Origin of the sequence: Pelagibius sp. Alg239-R121 (assembly GCF_947331435.1) — a bacterium.
Classification (GTDB): Bacteria; Pseudomonadota; Alphaproteobacteria; order Kiloniellales; family Kiloniellaceae; genus Denitrobaculum.
The window spans coordinates 1-19,661 of sequence record NZ_CAMZOF010000013.1; the positions used below are offsets into that span (position 1 = coordinate 1).

14 protein-coding genes and 1 pseudogene are annotated in these 19,661 nt (G+C 58.5%); 9 read left to right on the forward strand and 6 right to left on the reverse strand.

Annotated elements, in window-relative coordinates; translation table 11 throughout:
- Positions 1-151: 151 nt before the first annotated feature.
- Together QMZ18_RS32220 and QMZ18_RS32225 are read left to right on the forward strand one after the other, a co-directional pair.
- Positions 152-475: pseudogene (locus tag QMZ18_RS32220) on the forward strand (hypothetical protein); the annotation flags it as partial.
- 103 nt (positions 476-578) lie between these two features.
- Positions 579-2,081 (forward strand): pentapeptide repeat-containing protein, encoded by a 1,503-nt coding sequence (locus tag QMZ18_RS32225; RefSeq protein WP_282610546.1) that lies wholly within the window; start codon positions 579-581, stop codon positions 2,079-2,081.
- A gap of 71 nt (positions 2,082-2,152) precedes the next feature.
- Here QMZ18_RS32225 and QMZ18_RS32230 read toward each other — a convergent pair whose 3' ends face one another.
- The 4 genes from QMZ18_RS32230 to QMZ18_RS32245 form a co-directional block, all read right to left on the reverse strand.
- On the reverse strand, positions 2,153-3,235 hold the full coding sequence (locus QMZ18_RS32230; protein ID WP_282610547.1) for a PA0069 family radical SAM protein: 1,083 nt from the start codon (positions 3,233-3,235) through the stop codon (positions 2,153-2,155).
- 137 nt (positions 3,236-3,372) lie between these two features.
- The gene (locus QMZ18_RS32235) at positions 3,373-5,385 is read right to left on the reverse strand and encodes an LTA synthase family protein (RefSeq protein WP_282610548.1); all 2,013 of its coding nucleotides are present in this window, start codon (positions 5,383-5,385) and stop codon (positions 3,373-3,375) included.
- A gap of 45 nt (positions 5,386-5,430) precedes the next feature.
- Positions 5,431-6,441 (reverse strand): serine protease, encoded by a 1,011-nt coding sequence (locus tag QMZ18_RS32240; protein ID WP_282610549.1) that lies wholly within the window; start codon positions 6,439-6,441, stop codon positions 5,431-5,433.
- 54 nt (positions 6,442-6,495) lie between these two features.
- A complete protein-coding gene (locus QMZ18_RS32245; protein ID WP_282610550.1) occupies positions 6,496-6,951 on the reverse strand; it encodes a hypothetical protein in 456 nt (151 codons plus the stop codon).
- A 176-nt stretch (positions 6,952-7,127) separates the two neighbouring features.
- On the opposite strand from QMZ18_RS32245, the gene QMZ18_RS32250 reads away from it, so the two are divergent.
- The 6 genes from QMZ18_RS32250 (at position 7,128) to betC (ending at position 15,877) form a co-directional block, all read left to right on the forward strand.
- Entirely contained in the window at positions 7,128-8,027 is a 900-nt protein-coding gene (locus tag QMZ18_RS32250; RefSeq protein WP_282610551.1) for a LytTR family DNA-binding domain-containing protein, read from the forward strand.
- A gap of 334 nt (positions 8,028-8,361) precedes the next feature.
- Positions 8,362-9,627: an ROK family transcriptional regulator gene (locus tag QMZ18_RS32255; RefSeq protein ID WP_282610552.1), complete on the forward strand. Its 1,266-nt coding sequence runs from the start codon at positions 8,362-8,364 to the stop codon at positions 9,625-9,627.
- Entirely contained in the window at positions 9,624-11,528 is a 1,905-nt protein-coding gene (locus QMZ18_RS32260; RefSeq protein ID WP_282610553.1) for a TRAP transporter permease, read from the forward strand. Before QMZ18_RS32255 ends, QMZ18_RS32260 begins: the two co-directional genes overlap by 4 nt.
- Positions 11,529-11,584: 56 nt before the next feature.
- Positions 11,585-12,574 (forward strand): TAXI family TRAP transporter solute-binding subunit, encoded by a 990-nt coding sequence (locus QMZ18_RS32265; RefSeq protein WP_282610554.1) that lies wholly within the window; start codon positions 11,585-11,587, stop codon positions 12,572-12,574.
- Positions 12,575-12,692: 118 nt separating this feature from the next.
- Positions 12,693-14,195 carry a sulfatase gene (locus QMZ18_RS32270; RefSeq protein ID WP_282610555.1) on the forward strand — a complete coding sequence of 501 codons (1,503 nt, stop codon included), beginning with the start codon at positions 12,693-12,695 and terminating at the stop codon, positions 14,193-14,195.
- Positions 14,196-14,266: 71 nt separating this feature from the next.
- The gene (betC, locus tag QMZ18_RS32275) at positions 14,267-15,877 is read left to right on the forward strand and encodes a choline-sulfatase (RefSeq protein ID WP_282610556.1); all 1,611 of its coding nucleotides are present in this window, start codon (positions 14,267-14,269) and stop codon (positions 15,875-15,877) included.
- Between the two features lie 112 nt (positions 15,878-15,989).
- On the opposite strand, the gene QMZ18_RS32280 is transcribed toward betC, so the two are convergent.
- Complete coding sequence (locus QMZ18_RS32280) at positions 15,990-17,192, reverse strand: M24 family metallopeptidase (protein WP_282610557.1); 1,203 nt, start codon at positions 17,190-17,192, stop codon at positions 15,990-15,992.
- 319 nt (positions 17,193-17,511) lie between these two features.
- Here QMZ18_RS32280 and QMZ18_RS32285 point away from each other — a divergent pair, with 319 nt between their 5' ends.
- The gene (locus QMZ18_RS32285) at positions 17,512-18,414 is read left to right on the forward strand and encodes a LysR substrate-binding domain-containing protein (protein WP_282610558.1); all 903 of its coding nucleotides are present in this window, start codon (positions 17,512-17,514) and stop codon (positions 18,412-18,414) included.
- Positions 18,415-18,516: 102 nt separating this feature from the next.
- Here the strand turns inward: QMZ18_RS32285 and QMZ18_RS32290 are convergent, their stop codons facing one another.
- Positions 18,517-19,443 (reverse strand): folate-binding protein YgfZ, encoded by a 927-nt coding sequence (locus QMZ18_RS32290; protein ID WP_282610559.1) that lies wholly within the window; start codon positions 19,441-19,443, stop codon positions 18,517-18,519.
- Between the last annotated feature and the right edge of the window lie 218 nt (positions 19,444-19,661).

Genomic DNA, 19,661 nt, shown 5'->3' on the forward strand with positions numbered 1-19,661 from the left:
AGCCTCCCAAATCATTAGGAGAACTGAATCATTGACCGAAGCGGCGATCAAGAGGCCTTTTTCAACATCATCTCCGCAGTTCGGTCATTCGCAACTTCATGGATTCAAATTTCCAGCAAGGTGTGGTTCAAATGGGTATGTGGAGTTACCTATGTCTGATTGCAACTGGCTGACCGAACACCAACTTAAGCGCATCAAGTCTCAGCTCCCAAGGCCTTGGGGCAGACCCCGTGTAGACGATCGGCAGGTCATCAGTGGAGTAATACGCGTTGTCCGGAACGGATGAAGTGGCGGAATGCACCGAAAGTCGATGACCCGCACAAGGCCCTGTTCCAAAATCTTGTTCAAACGGCGCCGCAAGATCGAGAACAAGTCTGCAATGTTCAAAGATTGGCGATGCATAGCAACTAGATACGAGCGATGCGCACAAACATTCATGTCGGCAATCTGTAACGCTCCCACCGTCATCTTCTGGACCACACCAGGTAAAGACAAAGAACGCTGCACGCAGTGGAAGGATGGGGTAATCTTCGCCGGGGAAGAGGGCCTTGCCGGTCCTGGTTCAGGGGGATCGAAGAGTGGTCGAACATTTGCACCAGACAGACGAACCGGGGAAAGAACCGTCGGAACACGAATTGGGGCGAGGCGGATGTCCGGCCGAATTCACCGACGAAGAGTTGGCGCAGGTTCTCGCCTCTCACGCCCTTTGGCTGGACTCGGATGGTGATCAGGGTGAGCAGGCGGATCTTCGAAATGCCTGGTTGCCGGAAGCAGAATTGATCGATGCGGATCTGCGCCGCGCGCTGCTTGAAAACGCTAACCTCACCAACGCCGACCTCACCGGTGCCGATCTTCGTGACGCCGATCTTCGTGGTGCGACGCTCTCGCCGGTCAAGGGGCTCCAGGTCCAACAACTTGCCGGAGCCGACCTGACGGATGCGTTGGTGGAACCGGAGGCTGCCAGGTTCGTTGGCCTGGACTACGTTGCCGAGATTTCCCGGCATGGACGCGGCGTATTTCTCGGGGTGGTGGGCGGTTGCGTGTATGCCTGGCTGGCGCTTGCGACCACGACCGATCTGGCGTTGGTGGTCAACGCCTCCTCGACACAGCTGCCAATTATTCAGACTGAAGTTCCAATAGCGGGCTTTTTCCTGGCAGCGCCTGTCGTCCTGCTGGGCATCTACATCTACCTGCATATGTACCTGCAGCGCTTGTGGCGCGGATTGTCCAAGCTGCCCGCCTTTTTCCCGGACGCTTTTTCGTTGGATGAAAAGGCTTATCCCTGGCTGCTAACCAGCTTGCTTCGGCTTTACATGCAGCGCCTCACCGTAAACCGGCCGCCGCTCTGGTGGCTGCAGGTCGGGATCTCAGTCATTTGCGCCTGGGTGCTGGTCCCCTTGACGGTGTTTCTGTTTTGGCTCCGTTATCTGCCCAAGCATGATTGGATCGGCAGCTTCGGCCTCTCCATTCTCGTGGTTCTGGCCTTCTGGACGGGGTGCTCCATGTACCGGATCACCAAAGCCACGTTGCTTGGTGAACGTGCGCGATGGCGGCCTTCTGAGCGCCTGCCGGAAATCGGCGTCGCGGTATTCATGGCAATCATGACCTTTACGGGTTCCTACATCGCGTTAACTGCCCAGCGTCCGATCGAGGGCGTGGGCTTTCGTCTCTACGCCGATCTTCAGGGGGCCGAGTTGAACGAAGTTGCCTTGTCCGGAATCAACCTCCGCGCGGCCAACCTGCGGAATGCAAAGCTGGAACGCGCAGATCTGAGCGCCACGCTGCTCGATGGCGCCGATCTGCGCGGCACAAATTTGCGTGCCATCAATCTTTCCTCCGCCAGTGTCGAGGGGGCCGATTTTCGCCGTGCAGATCTCTGGTACGCGGACCTGCGAAAAAGCAGCCTGCGCGGATCTGATTTCCGCCGCGCCAATCTGCAGTTTGCCCGCTTCGCCGGTGCCGATTTGAGCGCGAGTGATCTAACCGATGCGAAACAACTCGCCCAGAGCGAGCTTGAAGAGGCCTGCGGCGACGCGGCTACCAAATTACCGCCTCAAACTCTCCTCGACACCTGCGAGTAACGTCGTCTCATCTCTGCGTTATTCTCGCCCATTGCTCTTCGTTGCACCTTCGGCCGTCGGCACCCGGCGGATCAAAAGAGATCGAACTGCCTTGGATCTTTTGCCGGCGGTTGAAACTTTGAACAATCGACCTTGGGCTCCTCATGGTTCAGGCCCAGGCGTTTCGTCGCCCGCTCGAAGCGGCGGGCCAGCAGGTCGGCGAACACGCCCTTGCCGGTCATGCGTTGCCCCCACTTGCTGTCGTAGAGTTTGCCGCCGCGGGATTCGCGCAGAATGTTGAGGATACGGTTCTTGCGGTCGGGTGCATGGACGTCGAGCCAGTCGTTGAACAGCTCCTTGATCTCCAGCGGCAGCCGCAAAAGGATGTAACCGGCCCAACGCGCGCCGTTTGTCGAAGCTGCTTCGAGAATCGCTTCCAATTCGTGGTCGTTCAGGCTTGGAATCATGGGAGCCGCTAGGACGCCGCAGGGAATGCCGGCTTCGTTCAGTGTCCGGATAGCTTCCAGGCGTTTGGCCGGCGTGCTGGCCCTGGGCTCCATGCGCCTTGCAAGGTCGCCGTCCAGGGTCGTAACCGAGAGAAAGACGCGCACCAGTCCCTCGCGTGCCATAGGTGCCAGAATGTCGATGTCGCGGGTGACCATGTGTGATTTGGTGACGATCCCCAAAGGATGTTTGGTTTCGGCCAGGACCTGGAGAATTTGACGGGTAATCTCCAGACGGCGCTCGATCGGCTGATAGGGGTCGGTATTGGTGCCCAGCGCCATGGCCGCAGGCCGGTATGACGGCTTTCCCAACTCGGCACGCAGCAACTCCGCCGCCCTGTGTTTTGCGACCAGCTTGGTTTCAAAATCGAGGCCCGGCGACATGCCGAGATAGGCATGGGTTGGGCGGGCGAAGCAATAAACGCAGCCGTGTTCGCAACCCCGGTAAGGATTGATCGAGCGATCGAAAGGAAGATCCGGCGAGTCGTTGCGGGCGATGACCTTGCGGCTGCTATCCGGAGAGACTGTGGTGCGCAGTGGCGGAAGTTCGTCCGGGTCGGCGCTGCCCCAGCCGTCATCTACAGTCAGGCGTTCCTCTGCATCGAATCTCGGCTTCGGGTTTCCGACCGCACCCCGGCCCTTCTTCGGCTTTGCGAAAATGGCTTCGTCCATGTGTTCCAGAGTATCCCAAATATAGGAACAAAACAAGAACATTAGACTCTGTTTCGAGAACCGTCAGCGGATAAAATGCGAGAAGGATCGTTCTCGATTGAGGCGATCAAGATCAACCGGTGTCGCAGGAAAAGCGGTCACTCGGCTGGTGCTTTCGAACGCCAATGGTACTCGCGCCGGTAAAACATCCGATGCGCGGTCTGGGTGATTGCGACCGCCTCTTCAGCCAGGTCCTCTGCCGGTGCCGGCAACTGGGTCGTGGTCCCGCCCTTCGGCGGCATCCGATAGCCCTTGATATCGCCGGTTGGCTCCAGCACCACGATCTGATCTTTCCTGCCGTAGGCGACGGAATAATTGTGGGCCATGGCGATGCGGCCGCCGCCAGCCGGGACACGCCGCAGGTCGACACCGAAGAAGGGGTTGTCGTAACTCAATGACAGCAGGCCCAGTAGGGTCGGCGCTACGTCCAGGCTGGAGCCGAGCACGGCTGAGCGCTGCGGCGTTATGTGCTTTGGCGCGTAGATCAGAAGAGGAATGTGAAACCACTCGACGGGCACACGCGCCGAGCCGTTGATTTTTGGTTCGTGATCCGCCACGAAGACGAAAAGCGTGTCGTCGAACCAGGGGCGCCCACGGGCTCTTTCAATGAAGTCGCCAAAGGCCCAGTCGGCATAGCTTGCCGTGTTCTCGATCCGGCCCCGGTCTTCACGCCAGGGGACATTGTCGTGCGGAAACTTATAGGGGCGATGGTTTGAAACGGTCAGAAGAGAAAGAAGGAACGGCTTGCCTTCGCCCCGTTCGATCTGTTCCAGGCTGTGGGCATGTTCATCGAGGCGCTTCAAGGCTTCGGTGAAGAGAAACTCATCGGCAACCCCCCAGATGGTCTTAAAGGCATCCGGATCCGCGATGTCTCTCTGATCCCACTGATGGTCGAACCCGATGCCTTTCCAGAACCTGCCCATATTGTCGAACACGTTGAGCCCGCCGTAGAGGAATGCGGAGTCGTAGCCCATATCCTTGAGCAGAAACGGGAGGGAGTTCATGCCCTCCGAGCCGGCCCGGCGTGTGGTCGAGATCCCCGGGATCGGTGTGAAAGACGTGAGAATGGCTTCGAGGCCGCGCACCGTACGGTCACCGGTCGCATAAATGTTTTCGAAAAACAGGCCGTCCTTTGCCAGGCGATCCAGGTTCGGGCTGATTGAAACGCCGCGGTCGTTGTCGAGGCTGTCAACGAAGGTCGCACCAAAAGATTCTTCGATCACGATGACGATGTTCAGCGGTTTGAAGTCCGCAGGCCGGCCATTGTCGACCTGCCGCAGCAGGCTGCGTTTATCCGGCGGCGCCATGTTGCTGGTGTTGTCCTGGCGTACGGCGGTGCGCATGATCGGGATTGCGTCTTGTTCGGCAATGCCCGGGTAGCGGCCATCGTAGTCTTCGTCGTTGGTCAGGAAGGCGTAAAACAGGGACCAGACCGGGTTCGATGCAATCTCGTTGACCTGGCGGTTTTCAAAGCTGGCCAACGGCCCGTTCCAGACCATGCCGGCACTGAGTGCCGTGGCTATGCCGGCAAATGCCAGAGCTCTCCGGCGCTGCCCCTTTGCTTCGGGGCGTGTCAAAGCTTGCGAGAGCAAGCGGCGCAGCGGAAGGTAGATACAGACGGCGGCGAGCCCGATGAGCGGAAGATAGAGGGAGAGATTGAAACTCTCATGCAAATTGCCGATGACTTCGCGGGGGAAGATCAGATAGCTGACGGCAATGCCGTTAAAGAGGCTGTCGAACTCGTGCCAGAAAAAGTAGGTTGCGACAGTGGTAAACAGCGCGACGAAAGCTGTCGCAATCACGAACAGGTGGGCGAACAGTTTCGGGGCGGCGCTGCGCCAGAAATCCTTCGGCAACACGAATGCCGGAAGGAAGATGACGGCCACCACAAATGTCATGGCAATATCCAGTGGCACGGCCGTCAGGACCGCCGCGCTCAGTTCTTCCCAACTGGCTTTGGTCGTCAATGCCAGCCAGGCTGCGAGGCCGAAACGGGTGAGGCTGCCGAGCAGAGTGACCAGGAGAACACAGCGGAGCCAAAAGCCAAACTTTGGTGACAACCCCGGCTGTCCGGAGCCGGAACTGCCTGGTTCGGGAGAGACTTCATTCATTTTAGGGGACAGATCCTTTTTGATCCCAACGGGCTGGAATAGGCTCTAGGCGCGCAGGCGCCGTCCGGCAAAGCCCGATATCACCAGCAGTCCTGCGACAAAGAGAATTGCGGTTGATGGCTCTGAAACAGCGATCTGGGGGTTTTCGAAGGACACGCCGTTCCGTGACAGAAAATCGATGGTGTCGGGCCGGGACAGCGGCGCATTGAGCTCCAGCGAGCCGTAGCGGCCGTAAGGTGTGCCTTCGTCATCGTCGGGGTGCGTGCCCGCTGAATTGATCCCGACCAGCCGGTAACCCTGGCCGAAGTCGGCGAAGACACCGCCGCCGGAATCGCCTGGAACACCGATCCCTTCCAGCGCGATTGGAAGGGGGTCGGAAATGGTCTCGTCCTCCGCAAGCTCGGCCAGGCTGCTGGAGTCTCCCGAAGGATCGTCGAAATCGGTCAGAATAACGCCACGGATCTCGGGTTCATCGGCATCCATCGGCCCGATCGCATCGGCGGTATTTTGCGCTGCCCGGCGCCGGCCGTCCTGCTCCAACTCATCAGGGTCGATGTCCGCACCCGTGCCGGTGACGCCGTACCCGACGACGGTCACGACCTTGCCGACGATGTTCGACAGGTTGATTTTGGCTGGTTCAATGTTGGTGATCGGCGTCTCAAGTGTGATCACCGCGACATCATTGGCGTTATCCACGGGGCTGTAGTACTGGGGCAGAATCTCGACCGATTTGATGCTACCCACCGCGTCGATGGCTTTGTTCACGTCGGCACCGAAGAGGATGGGCGACCCCAGCACTTCGTTGTCCAGCTTGCCGTCGCGGTTCTCGTCAACAACGTGGGCGGCTGTCAAAAGCTTGTCAGGAGCGACCAACACGGCCGAACCGCCGATGAGCGGCAGATATCCGACCGAGGTAAACTGGGCGCCTAATTTGAGGTAAAGCGCTTCCGGTGCGTCATGCCGGATTGCGACGGCCTGTGCCTGCGCGGACAGGGCTGTCACGGCGATTGAGCCGACCGCCGCTGCAACGACGGCCGGGGGGAGGCGAAATAGCATTTTGGGTACCTGTTAATTTGAATTGAATGCTTTGGCGTAAAAATGTCTTCGGTTTCAGCCGGCGATCTGATGGCCGCGGTTCTCCAGGCATTTGGAGACAATGCTCTCGCGCTTGTTCCAGCTGTCGAACCCACTGTCGACCGCGGCAACGGTGGTTCCGATGACCGCACCGGCAAGGGCGCCTTCTAGGCCGCCGCCCAATGCGCCCAGCCCGGTTCCGATGACGGCGCCCGCGCCGGCTTTGGTTAAGGCATGGTCATTGGTGTAGCTGTAGGTCCGGGCGAGTTCCTGACAGGCCGCAAGATCGCTGTCGTAGCGGGCAAGCTGCTCGGGTCCGATTGCCGGATTTTCGAGATCGACGACGGGACGATAGTCGGCACCGGAGTTTCCACATGCCGAGAGGCTGACCGCCAGAACGGCGCTAAGCCCGACCAGTTTTAGATGTGATGCCGACTGCCGAAGCCGGTAACGGGGGAAAAGCCGGTGAGGGCGCAGAAGGTGAAGGCTCATGAGTGGGGTCTCCCAAATTTCATTTACAGTCCGGGTGGAATGCCCGTGAAACTGCAGTATTGTTTGGGTTGAGCCGGTGAGCCGGGCAAATGCCCATTCATGAAATAGTCGTAACTTGCGTGAAAACGCCCGAGCGGATAGTTACATGCAGCGCGAAACAAGCAGCTGTACGTTTCATGAAGCACGAAATTGGCATAGCACCTGTCCGCAAAGGCCTGGTTTGGGCCTTCGGGATGGCGGCATTCCTGACTTCGCTCGATTTCCTCGACGATGAAACGTCGAATTTCGAAGCCGTGGTCTACTACCCCACCGCCGTTGCCTGTGCGACCATCGCTCTCTATCTCACCGCGTATTTCATTCGGAGCAGGCCGAAATACCGGTCCTTTTCGATCTCCCGGGAGGTCTTGACGGTCATGATCGCCTGTGTTCCAGCCACGATCGTTGTTGTCATGCTGGATCTCTATGTGAATCCGGATCTGGGGCAGGAGATCGCCGAAGCACCGGACGAAAAGACAGAACTGATTATCAGCAGCGTCATCGAAAGCTACTTCTCGTCGATACTGTTTCTTTCGGTCCTGTGGTTTTTTCTATCGAATGCCGGTCGCAAAGGCGAAGTTACCCAGGTTTCTGCGGCTGGCGAGAGGACCTCGCTGGCTGAGGCTCCGCCGGCTGAGCCTTCCCAGGCGTTGCCCGCCGATACCGAAACCGAGATCGACACGGCCATCCGGCCAGAAGTAACCGAACAGGTGGCTGCGAGCGACACGCCTTTGATTGCCCGCTTTCCGAAGCTTCAGGGACAGAAAATCCGCGCACTCGAGGCACAGGAACATTACGTCAAGGTCTACACCGATAAGACCGAGGAGCTGGTCCTCTATCGCTTTGCCGATGCGGTGCGCGATGTCGAAGACCTGAGCGGTCTGCAGGTCCATCGTTCATTCTGGGTTGCCTGTGAAGCCGTGGTATCGGCCAAGCGCGAGGGCCGGAAGATCAAGCTGGTCCTTCACGACGGGCTGGAAGTACCGGTCAGCAAAACACACCGGCCTGCGGCAGAGGCGGCGGGCCTGATCAACTTTTGATCCGAGCGCGCGGAGCTTCTCGATAGAACCGATAAAGAAGGCAAATCGTCTTCCAGCTATCTGAAGCGAAGCCTAATCCGCGCTTTTCACAGGATCCGTAATAAGCGTTCAGACTCAATAGCGCGATGGCTTGGGCAGCGCGGTTTAATGCCGCCGAGCGCGGTCCGGTCAGCTTGAAACTGTGCGCTGATCTGTTGGCGGGTGCTGCCGGGTCGCGCAGCAAATTCTCCGGCAAGCAACCCTGGCTGCGCTAACGCCTCACTTGACAGCATACTTAGAGTTTATATTATTAATTAACTTAATTAAAAAATTATTGGCAATGAAGATGCGAAGCATGAGCGGGGCGGGAAGCAAGCGGGGCGGCGACAGCGCGCGCGGATACAATCGTGCCAGCGTCATGAAACTGGTGCTCGAAGAGCCCGGCATCGACCGTACGCGACTGGCCGATGCAACCGGACTGACCACCGCGGCAATGACTCGGATCGTGCAGGAACTGATCAGCGCCGGATTGCTGAAGGATGTCGGCGCGCTTGCAACGGGCAACGGCCGGGGACGCAAACGCTCGGGACTCGAAATAGTCGGGCCGGGCGGTTTCGTCCTGGGTCTGAGCATCCTCGCGTTTAACTCCAGTATCGCGCTGACAGACATGGCCGGCCGCACTATTGAGACCGTAAGGATCGACCCTACGGACATTGGAAACCCGCAGAGCACGCTCGATGAAATTGCCGCCGCAGCGCAGGCCCTGATTACAAAGCATAAACTGGATAAGGGCCGGATTTTGGGCGCCGGAGCCGCGATCGCGGGCTATCTGAACAGCAGCGGAGAAGTATGGGACCGGTCGCCGTATTTGGGCTGGCCTGCCTTTAACGTTCGCCGCAGTCTCGCCGAACGCCTGAAACTCGATGTCACGGTCGACAACGTGAACCGCTGCATAGCTGTTGCGGAAAGCCGGATGGGCTGTTGCGCAGGGACCGAGGAATTGGTGTTGATTCGGGCCGCACTCGGTTTGGGCGGTGCAATCATCAACGCAGGTGAAGTGTTGCGCGGCCACACCAATCAGGCCGGCCACATCGGCCATATCCCTGTTGATCCAGATGGACAGCTCTGTTCCTGCGGCGCGCGGGGGTGTTTGAACACTATCGCATCCGGTTGGGCGATACTCGACCGGCTGGGTCTGTCCGATGCACAGAAGGTTGGTCCGGGGACGCTGGAGAGCCAGGAGAACAGGCTTAAGAAGGTGCTGGATCTCACGGCGAAAGGCGATCCGGCGGCGGAAAATGCGGTGCGGGAGGCCGGCGAACTGCTGGCTTTGCACAGCAAACAGCTTCTGTTCTCACTCGACCCGCAGGCGGTGGTGCTCACCGGGCCGCTGGGAAGAAATGCGGTTTATTGCGAAGCGTTTCGCAAGACCCTCACGGCCTATGGCATAACGGCGCGGATTGTGACCGCGCACGACCACCAGATCACGGGTCCGGCGCCCGCCGCCGCGGCACTGGCACTTGCAACTCAGGTCTACGCGCCATCCTTTGATATTCGGCAGCTGTTTGCTGATGCTCCGGCCGCCGCCACGGCCGGGAGCGACGAGGCGCTGGTGTTGTGAACAACACTGCGGGCACGGCTGTTGATAACCAGCTCGGCAAAGCCGTCACCGGCGTGAGTATCCTTCTGATTGCTTTCAGCCTCTATACAGCGGCGTTTGGTATCTTTCCCGACATTATTCAGCGCGGCGTCCATCTGTCCCTGGCGATCGTGCTTGTGTACCTGCAGGCTTCGATCTCCCGATCCGGTCACATCCAGGCAATAAACAGAGTCGTAGCTTTATTGCTGGGTGTCGTCGCGTTTAGCGTCACCGGTTATCAGGTCGTTTTCTACGATGCGGTCGTGTCGCGGTACGGTGCCATAACGGACCTGGAGATTATCATTGCCGCCGTTGCGGTCGTTCTGCTCTTGGATGCGACGCGCCGCACCATCGGCTGGTCGATGCTGGTACTGGCACTGGTATTTCTTGCCTATGCTTTTTGGGGGAACGTCCTGCCGGGCGATCTGGCGCATCGCGGCTATGACCTCAAGCGGGTTCTCAGCCAGGTTTATCTGGGGGCAGATGGGATATTCGGCACGCCGCTTGGTGTCAGCGCGACTTTCGTCATTCTGATCGTCATTCTCGGAGCCTTGTTGGAAGCTTCCGGAGCCTCGAAGGTGCTCATGGATGTTGCCGTTGCGATGACCGGCCGCTCGAGGGGCGGCCCGGCCAAGGCCGCGGTGGTGGGAAGCAGTCTGATGGGCATGATATCCGGCACGGCCGTTGCCAACGTCCTGACGACCGGAACCATATCCATTCCCTTGATGAAGCGCGGCGGTTACCGCGGCCATGTCGCAGCGGCTATCGAAGCTGTCGCCTCGACCGGCGGCCAGTTGATGCCGCCGATCATGGGGGCGGCTGCCTTCCTGATGGCGGACATCATCGAAACGCCGTACGCCGAGATCGCCAAGTCGGCAATTATTCCCGCCGCACTTTTTTACATCGCGGTTTTCGCCGCCGTTCACCTCGAAGCCGTGAAAACCGGCCTCAAGCCGCTCGCGCAATCGGAGCTTCCGTCGGCACGGCAGGCTTTGCTCGAGAGAGGGCATGTGCTGCTCGCGATACCGGCTTTTGTCGGGTTTATCGTCAATGGCTACTCGGTGATGTATGCATCCCTCTGGGCCATCTGCACGCTGCTCGTTCTATCATTATTGCGCGGCGCAACCCGTATGGGAGCCGGGGCGCTCGCCAAAGCCTGCGTCGCCGCTACCCACGCGGTCCTGCCGGTGGCCATGGCGACCGCAACGGCGGGCATCATCATCGCCGTTGTGACCCTGACGGGCGTCGGCCTGAAATTCAGTTCGCTGATTGTCACATTGTCGGGCGGCAATCTTGTTGTTGCGCTGATGCTGACCATGGCTACGTCCCTGATTCTGGGCATGGGTCTGCCAACGGCGGCGGCCTATATTCTGGTGGCGACATTGGCGGCGCCTGCTTTGGTCAACATGGGCGTGAACATTCTTGCGGCGCACATGTTCGTCTTCTATTCAGCAATGCTGTCGGCGATTACGCCACCTGTTGCGCTCGCGGCTTTTGCCGCCGCTGCCCTGTCAGGTGAAAATCCGATGCGGATTGCGCTTACCGCCGTGAAATACGGCCTCGTCGCGTTCCTGATTCCTTACTTCTTCGTTTTCGATGTCCGGTTGCTCGGGATCGGGGATTTTTCCAGCCTTGTCATTCCTGTTTCAACCGCGGCCCTCGGTGCGGTCGCGTTGGCCGGTGCCCTGCAAGGCTGGTTCGCCGATCATGCTCCCTGGCCTCTTCGCGCCCTGCTGCTGGCCGGTGCCGTCATGCTGATCGCGCCTGGCACCTACAGCGATATAGCCGGATTGCTGGCGATCGCCACTGTGATTGCCATTCAAATGCTTGCCCGCAGCAACAGCGGCAAGAAAGAAAAGACACAATTGGATGTAGGGAGTTAGAGAGCAGAGAGCTGGTTGTGTCCCCAAAAAAACCGAATTCATATAGGGAGGGAACAATGAACCTTAAAAAAACGCTGGCAGTCGTCGCTATGGGAGGCAGTCTCTTAACGGCTGCGACCGTCCAAGCCGAGGACACGTTCGTTTCAATCGGATCCAACCCGGTCGGCAATACAGCCTATCAATGGGCGGCCGGTATCTCGGATCTGGTCAATCGCAACGTCGAAGGTGTCAAGATGACGGCGGAAGGCACCAAAGGCTATGTCGCCAATGTGCGGCTTATGCTCGACGGCCAGATCGAGGCTGGGTTCTCCAACTCCAAGCTTGCCTACGAAGCCTATAAAGGTGAGGGCGACTACGCCGGTACCAAACCGGGCCAGATCGTCAGCTGGATATCGATCGCACCGATTGTGCAGCATGTGGTCGTTCTGGAAAGTTCCGGTATCAAGGCGCTAACCGATCTGAAAGACAAACGGATCGGCATTGGTCAACCGGGCGGAACATCCATGCTCGACGCCGAAATTCTCATGCAGACGATTGGCTTGAAACCCGGCGAAGACTTCAAGGATTTTCGAGTCAAGTTGCCGCAGATGGTCGATATGCTCTCCGACGGTCAGATCGATGCGCTCGTCTGGAACGGTTCGATCCCGCTGCCACCGATCATCAAGTTGAAGTCGCAGCGTGACGTGCGGATCCTGCCGATTCCCTCGGACGTCTCTAAGGCAATACAGGCAAAATACGGCGCTTACACCTCGGGAAACCTTCCTGCAAACACCTATGCGGAACAGCCTGAGGAAATAGCATCCTATCGTTTGGGGAATGTTCTGTTGATCAGGGCGGACGTTCCGGAAGAAATCGTCTATCAGGCAACCAAGGTCGTTATGGAAAACCTGGACCATATGGCCGGCGTCCATCCGGCCTGGAAACGGGTCTCGTCCGCGACTGTCCTGGGCGGTTTTCAGGCACCGCTTCATCCCGGCGCCCTGCGGTATTACCGCGAAGCCGGCGTTCCGGGCATCGAGGAATTTGCCGCCCGTACCGCTCAGTAACAAGTCCGCGTCCATGCGGCGCTAGAGTCTGATCGTTTGTCGTTGAACCCGTAAAAACGATCAGACTCCAGAGAAGGCCGCGCGGCCGATAACCTCGCAAGTGTAAGACATACAAACTATGAAAACAGTCTTCGTTTTCCTTGATTCGCTGAACCGCAATGCCATGGAACCCTATGGCAGTGAACAGGTTTACACGCCGAACTTCTCGCGTTTCGCCGAGCGGGCGGTGACGTTCGATAATCACTATGTGGGAAGCCTTCCCTGTATTCCTGCGCGCCGGGATCTGCACAGCGGACGGATCAATTTTCTGCATCGTAGCTGGGGTCCTCTGGAGCCCTTCGACGATTCCTTTCCTGAAATTTTGAAACAGGCAGGCACCTATACGCACATCGTTACAGATCACCATCACTACTTCGCCGATGGCGGTGCGACCTATCATCAGCGATACGCCTCCTGGGAACTCGTGCGGGGGCAGGCGATCGATCGCTGGAAAGCACATGTAAAGCCTGATTTGGAAGCGATGCGTGCAGACTATCATCCACTTCAGCATCATCGCGTGAACTACATGACCAACCGACAATATGTGACACGCGAGGAAGACTACTGCGGTCCCCAGGTATTTGGTCTCGCGCAGCAGTTTCTGGATAAAAATCACGATTGCGACGATTGGCTGCTTCAAGTCGAATGCTTTGACCCCCATGAACCTTTCCACGCGCCCCCGCGATTTCGCGAGATGTATCCGACAAGTTATGACGGTCCGATCCTCGACTGGCCGTTCTATGAAAGGGTGCGCGAAACGCCAGAGGAAATCGCGGAGCTGCGGGCAAACTATGCTGCGCTTACGAGTATGTGCGATGAGTATTTCGGGCGCCTTCTGGATTTTTTCGACGAGAAGGACTTGTGGAAGGACACCTGCCTTATCCTAACCACCGATCATGGATTTTTGCTCGGCGAACACGACTGGTGGTCAAAGAACCGCATGCCGGTCTACGACGAGATCGCGCGCATACCGCTTATGATCTATCACCCCGCGTGGGCAGGACAGGGGGGAACACGCCGGCAGTCCCTTACGCAGGCGACCGACATCATGCCGACGATTTTGGATCTGCATGGTCAGAACATTCCAGGAGACGTCCTCGGCAAGTCCCTGTTGCCTTTGATGGCCGGCGATCGTGCACTGCGCGAAGCGGCGATCTTCGGATACTTCGGCGCGGCCTGCAATGTCACGGATGGCAGGTACGTCTACTTCCGCTACCCGGAGCGCTTCACCGCCGAAGACCTCTACGAATATACCTTGATGCCGACAAGAATGACGTCTCGGTTCGCCATCAGCGAGTTGGTGGGCGCGACCCTGGCCAACCCCTTTTCATTTTCCAAGGGCGTGCCGCTGCTGAAACTGCGGCCGCGCGCAGGTGAGAAAGGGAATCCCGTCGAAGTCCAGGGTATGAATTTCGAAGATACGCAAACGCGGCTCTACGATCTTGGAGCTGATCCGCATCAGGAAAATCCGCTCGACGACCCGGAAACGGAACAGCGTCTGATCTCTGCGATGACGCAGCTGATGAGAGAGGCAGACGCGCCGGACGAACTCTTTGCGCGTTTTAACCTGGATCCGGTCTAACCGGAATATGCCGGCGTCAGGTTTGTTGATGCAGTAAGGCAAATGTCTTCGTTGATGGGAGAACACTCGAAATGCTTCGGGAAAATCAGCCGAACATCCTGCTGATAATGGCAGATCAACTGGCCGCTCAGGCCTTGAGCCTTTACGGCAACGGCGTTTGCAAGACTCCGAACCTTGACCGCTTGGCCACACGGGGAACCGTCTTTGAATACGCCTACTCCAATAACCCGTTGTGCGTGCCAAGCCGCGCCTCGATGCTGACGGGTTTGCTGTCGCCAAACATCGGGGTCAACGATAACGCCAATGAACTGGCGAGCTCTGTGCCCACGATGGCGCATTACCTTCGACACTGTGGGTATTGGACCGAGCTCTGCGGTAAAATGCACTTTATCGGACCGGATCAGCTGCACGGCTTCAATGACCGCAGCGTGACCGACATTTATCCGGCCAGCTTTCAGTGGATCGCAGACTGGGCGGCAGGACCCTCCTTCGTGGCGTCGGGAACAGCGCTCAACGGTGTGGTCGAAGCGGGCCCTTGTGTTCGCACCCTGCAGGAAGACTATGACGACGAGGTCGAGCATGCCGGCCTCCAGAGCCTCTACGACCTGGCACGTCGGCCCGAGCGCAGTCCGTTCTTTCAGATCATCTCCTTCACCAGCCCTCATACGCCCTTCACGGTCTCCCAGGAGTACTGGGATCGCTATACCGACGAGGAGATCGACATGCCGGCGGTTGGGGCGATTCCCTTTGAAGAGCTCGACTATCACTCGAAGGCCTTGTTCTTTGCCCATGGCCGGCATCGACACCGCATAACCGAAGACCATCTGCGGCGTGCACGGCACGCCTACTACGGGATGATCTCCTATCTCGACGACAAGGTGGGCAGGATAATCGAAACGCTCGAAAAAACCGGGCAGCGGGATAACACGGCGATTTTCTTTGTCTCCGATCACGGTGAAATGCTGGGCGAGCGGGGAATGTGGTTCAAACATAGCTTCTGGGATTGGTCGGCACGGGTGCCTTTTATCGCTTCGATACCCGGGATGCCGGAGGGCTGCCGCTCCAGGCAGGTGGTGTCCCTGGTCGACCTGCTGCCGACATTTCTGGATCTTGCAGGAAACGGTTCCGATAGCGGCTCGGATTTGGCGCTCGACGGTAATAGTGTCCTGCCACTTGCGCGCGGAGCGGCCGAAGACTGGCCCGATCTCGCAATCTCCGATTACCTGGCGATCGGGCCCTGTGTTCCCTGTCGAATGCTGCGCAGGGGACGGTACAAATATATCCTGACCCATGGGCACCCGCCCATGCTTTTTGATCTGGAAACTGATCCGCTGGAATTAAACGACGTTGTGGGAGACCCGCAGCTGGCCGGGGTCGTTGCCGAACTTCACCGGATCGCCACGAATGGGTGGGAGCCCGATGCCCTGACGGAAAAGGTTCTGCAAAGCCAACGGCGGCGCAAGCTGATTTCAGAAATGCCGGGAGACGCACCGGATTGGAACTATTTGGCGCGTAAAGGTGACGATGGACGCTATGTGCGGGCTGACGGTGTCGACGCAACCAAAGGCCGTATGCGATTGCCGCCGGTTCCAGCCGTGCCCTGCGACTGGCCTGTACTCGAGGCAGATGTCGTTGAGGAATTGATCGACGGCAAACGCGCGCTGAAGGACGTGCTCATTTAACGCTTATGGTTCCCGATACCACGGAGGGCCGACGACCAGTGCAATCGGCTGCGTGAAAGCCCGGTTTTCGAGGAAGCGGGCTTTCACGCATCAGCCATAGCGGCGCAGAAAATCAGGCCGGCACGATATTGTGTTCGGGGCCGAAGGGGAACTTGGTGATGTTCTCGGCGCCATCTTCCTGAATTACCAGGATGTCGTGCTCGCGGTAACCGCCGGCGCCTTCCATGCTTTCAGGCAGCATGATCATCGGCTCCATCGAGACCACCATGTTGGGTTCGAGCACGGTTTCGATGTCTTCGCGCAGTTCCAGTCCGGCTTCGCGGCCGTAATAGTGGCTGAGCGTGCCGAAAGAGTGACCGTAGCCGAAGGTCCGGTGCTGCAGGAGATCGTGCTCCTTGTAGATCTCGTTGAGCTCCAGCGCGATATCGCAGCAGCGCGCGCCCGGCTTGATCAGCTCCAGGCCGCGCCTGTGCACCCTGCAGTTGACTTCCCAGAGCTCCAGGTGACGGTCGCTTGCATGATCCAGGAAGAGGGTCCGTTCCAGGGCCGTGTAGTACCCGGCGATCATGGGAAAACAGTTCAGGCTCAGGATGTCGCCCTTCTGGACCTTGCGTGAGGTGACGGGATTGTGTGCGCCGTCCGTATTCAGGCCGGACTGAAACCAGGTCCAGGTATCCATCAGTTCGCCGTGCGGAAAGCGCTTTGCAATCTCGCGGACCATGGCACGGGTCGAATGCAGGGCGACTTCGTACTCGGGCACGTTCTCGGCAATGGCTTCAACGCAGTGGGCGCCGCCGATATCGCCGACCTGTGCGCCGTGTTTGATCAACTCGATTTCCTCGTCCGACTTGATCATCCGCATCCGCATCGTGGGGGCGCCGACATCGGAGAAGGTGGCACCCGGCAGAGCGTCGCCGAGTTTCGCGTGGTTCTGCAGGTTGAGGTGGTCAAACTCGACGCCGATCCGCTTGCGGCCGCCGATTTCGTTCTGGACGGCCCGGAAATAGTTGTCTTTCTGCCAATCCGTATAGACCAGATTGTCACCGACACTACGCCGGTGTGGCTGTCCGCCGTCGATGTTGGCGGAAAGTGTGATCGCCTTATCCTGGGTGACCACCAGGCCGTAGGTCCGCCCAAAAGCGCAATAGAGGAAGTCGCTGAAATAGTTGATGTTATGGATCGACGTGAACAGAACCGCTTCCAGATCCTCGCTCGCCATGTGATCCCGGAGCATCTTCAGGCGCCGTTCTGATTCGCTTGCCGAGAAGGTGGGCGTCACCTTTGCACCGTTACGTATCTTGAGAAACTGTTCCATCTTTACCTCGTTACTGAATACCGCCCGTAGCGGGCGCCCGCGGACGACCTGTCGCTCATTGCCTTGCGTCTCCGGTCCCGCCGAACGCTCTTTCGCAGCGCATTGCGAAAATCGCTGTACGGACGCAGGCGCTGCCGCTTTGCCGGTCGCTCGAGTTTCGTCTCTATTGAATGGCTTCGCATTTCGAAGCGTTACGACGTCGATATCATGGGGATTAGAATTTGAGAAATTAATGTTTTTTATTGTTTGATTTATTTTTGTAATCGTATAATCTTATTTGTATACAACACAAATGCTACCATGAGAAGTGCTTGCTTCGATGCGAAAACATTTGCCCATAGAGAGCCTGCGGACCTTCGTTTCTGTCATAGAAACCGGCAGCTTCACACGCGCGGGCAGGGTTGTCGGGCGGTCGCAGTCGGCGGTTTCTCTCCAGATACAACGGTTGGAATCCCTTTGTGGCGCATCGCTTCTCATGCGCGACAGCCGGGCGCCGATTTTAACCCGGCAGGGCGAAATCCTGCTGGATACGGCGCATGAAATCCTTGCGTTGAATGACACCTGTTTCGAGGTGATGGGCGATCCCTACCTCAGCGGCTCGATCCGGGTCGGAATACCCAATGATTTTGCAACTTCGATCCTGCCCCAGGTCCTGGGCCGCTTCGCGCAGGCACACCCCAATGTGAATCTCGAAGTGACCTGCGATCTGAGCGCGACGCTGGGCGGTCATTTCGAGTCTTCGGACCTGGATGTGATGATCGGCATCAGGACCGAGCGGACCACGGCCCGGCCCTTGAAGACCTGGTCCGAACCCGTTGTATGGGTTGCCGGCGCAAACCAGAGCAGCGAAAACCGTTCACCGCTGCCGCTGGTGGTCTATCCAGAGGGCTGCCGCTACCGCGCTGCGATCTTACGCGCGCTGGATGCCGCCAACATTCCCTCGCGCATCGCCTTTTCAAGCTCCAGCCTCTCGGGATTGCAGATGGCGGTGAAAAGCGGCCTCGGGATCATGGCCTTATCCCGCAGCACGGTGCCTGAAGGGCTTCATCCCCTGCCGCAGTCCGTGCAACTGCCGGAACTGGGCGTGGTGAACATTGATCTGTTTGCGCGCACAGATCCCCCCAACGCCCCGGCAGAGCAGCTGGCGCGTTTTGTCAGGCAGGCGCTCGACGAACTGGCCGAACAATCAGACGGCGCCGATCAGGGGCGGATCAGGGCTTAGGGCCAACCGCGTTCTGGTTGCGTTGGGCCAGCCTCCAATTAGGCCTGCATCCAATTAGGCCAGAATCCAATTAGGCTAGAATCCAATCAGGCCAGAATCCAATCAGGCCTGCATCCATTGCGGCTTGCGGGCCGTGATCTTTGCTGTCCCGGCCTCCATTTCCAGGGGATCCGAGGCTTTTATGGCATCCAGGCGGATGGTCGCAAGGCCGCGCGTTTCGACGGATGAGCGCATAATCCCGACTTCCTTTCCCGCACGCAGAAGAGGTGTTCCCGGATCGGGAACGGGCCCGGAGATCTCGACCGGCATCAGGCGTTTCTTGATCAGGGCACGGTACTTGGTGCGGGCGGTGAGTTCCTGGCCCATGTAGCAACCCTTGTCCCAGTCGACGCCATGCAGTTCATCAAACCCGTTTTCCAGCAAGATCGACTTGTCGACTTCCAGATCGCGGCTGCCGTCCGGAACACCGAGTGAGCTGCGCAGATGGTCGTAATCTGTGAGTGAAGCCGGCTGAAAACCGGCGTCCCGCAGACTGGCTTCTGCGTTTTCAGAAGGCAGAATCGCTCGGGCCCCCAGTTCCGGCAGGCGCGGGTCGACGAAGGCCTGACCGCCTGCGAAAGCGGCGCTTGCACCGGCCGTGTCACCGAGTTTTAAAAGTTCCAGCGTGTCTGCGCCGAACAGAACCGCCACCCGGTAGCGGTCGTGCGCGTCCTCCAGTTCCACCTGGGAGCGCAGCTTATAGAGCTTCAGACGCCGTTGGAGGTCGGCGCGGCGCTCTGTCTCGCAGTCAATCAGCAGAGCTTCTTCATGATCACTTTGTGCGCCGGAGGGGTCCGGGGTGACGAAAAATTCGTGCAGAAACTTTCCCTGGGGCGTGAGGAAGGCCGACCAGACCGCCCGTGCCGGCGACACAGATTCGATGTCATTCGACACCAGACCCTGAAGGAAAGCGACGCGATCCGGACCCGAAACCCGCAGAACGCTGCGGTGCGACAGTATGAGGGCCTTGGCTTCGGTTGGTTCAGGCATAGGTGTCTTTCGATTCGTTCTGTCCGCGCCGGTTTAGAGCGCCGTTCGAGAGCAGGAATTGGTGCCGCGGCAACAATTGCGCAAGGGCCGCTTGGCAAGCGGTTGCCCCCCTCGTATAACCGCCGCGGAGGCTGATCTCAGGCTATGCGTTTTCTTGTCGTTTCACCACTTTGTTCTGTCGCCCCTTTCGGATCGCCTTTTAGCGTGAAGCCGGACTG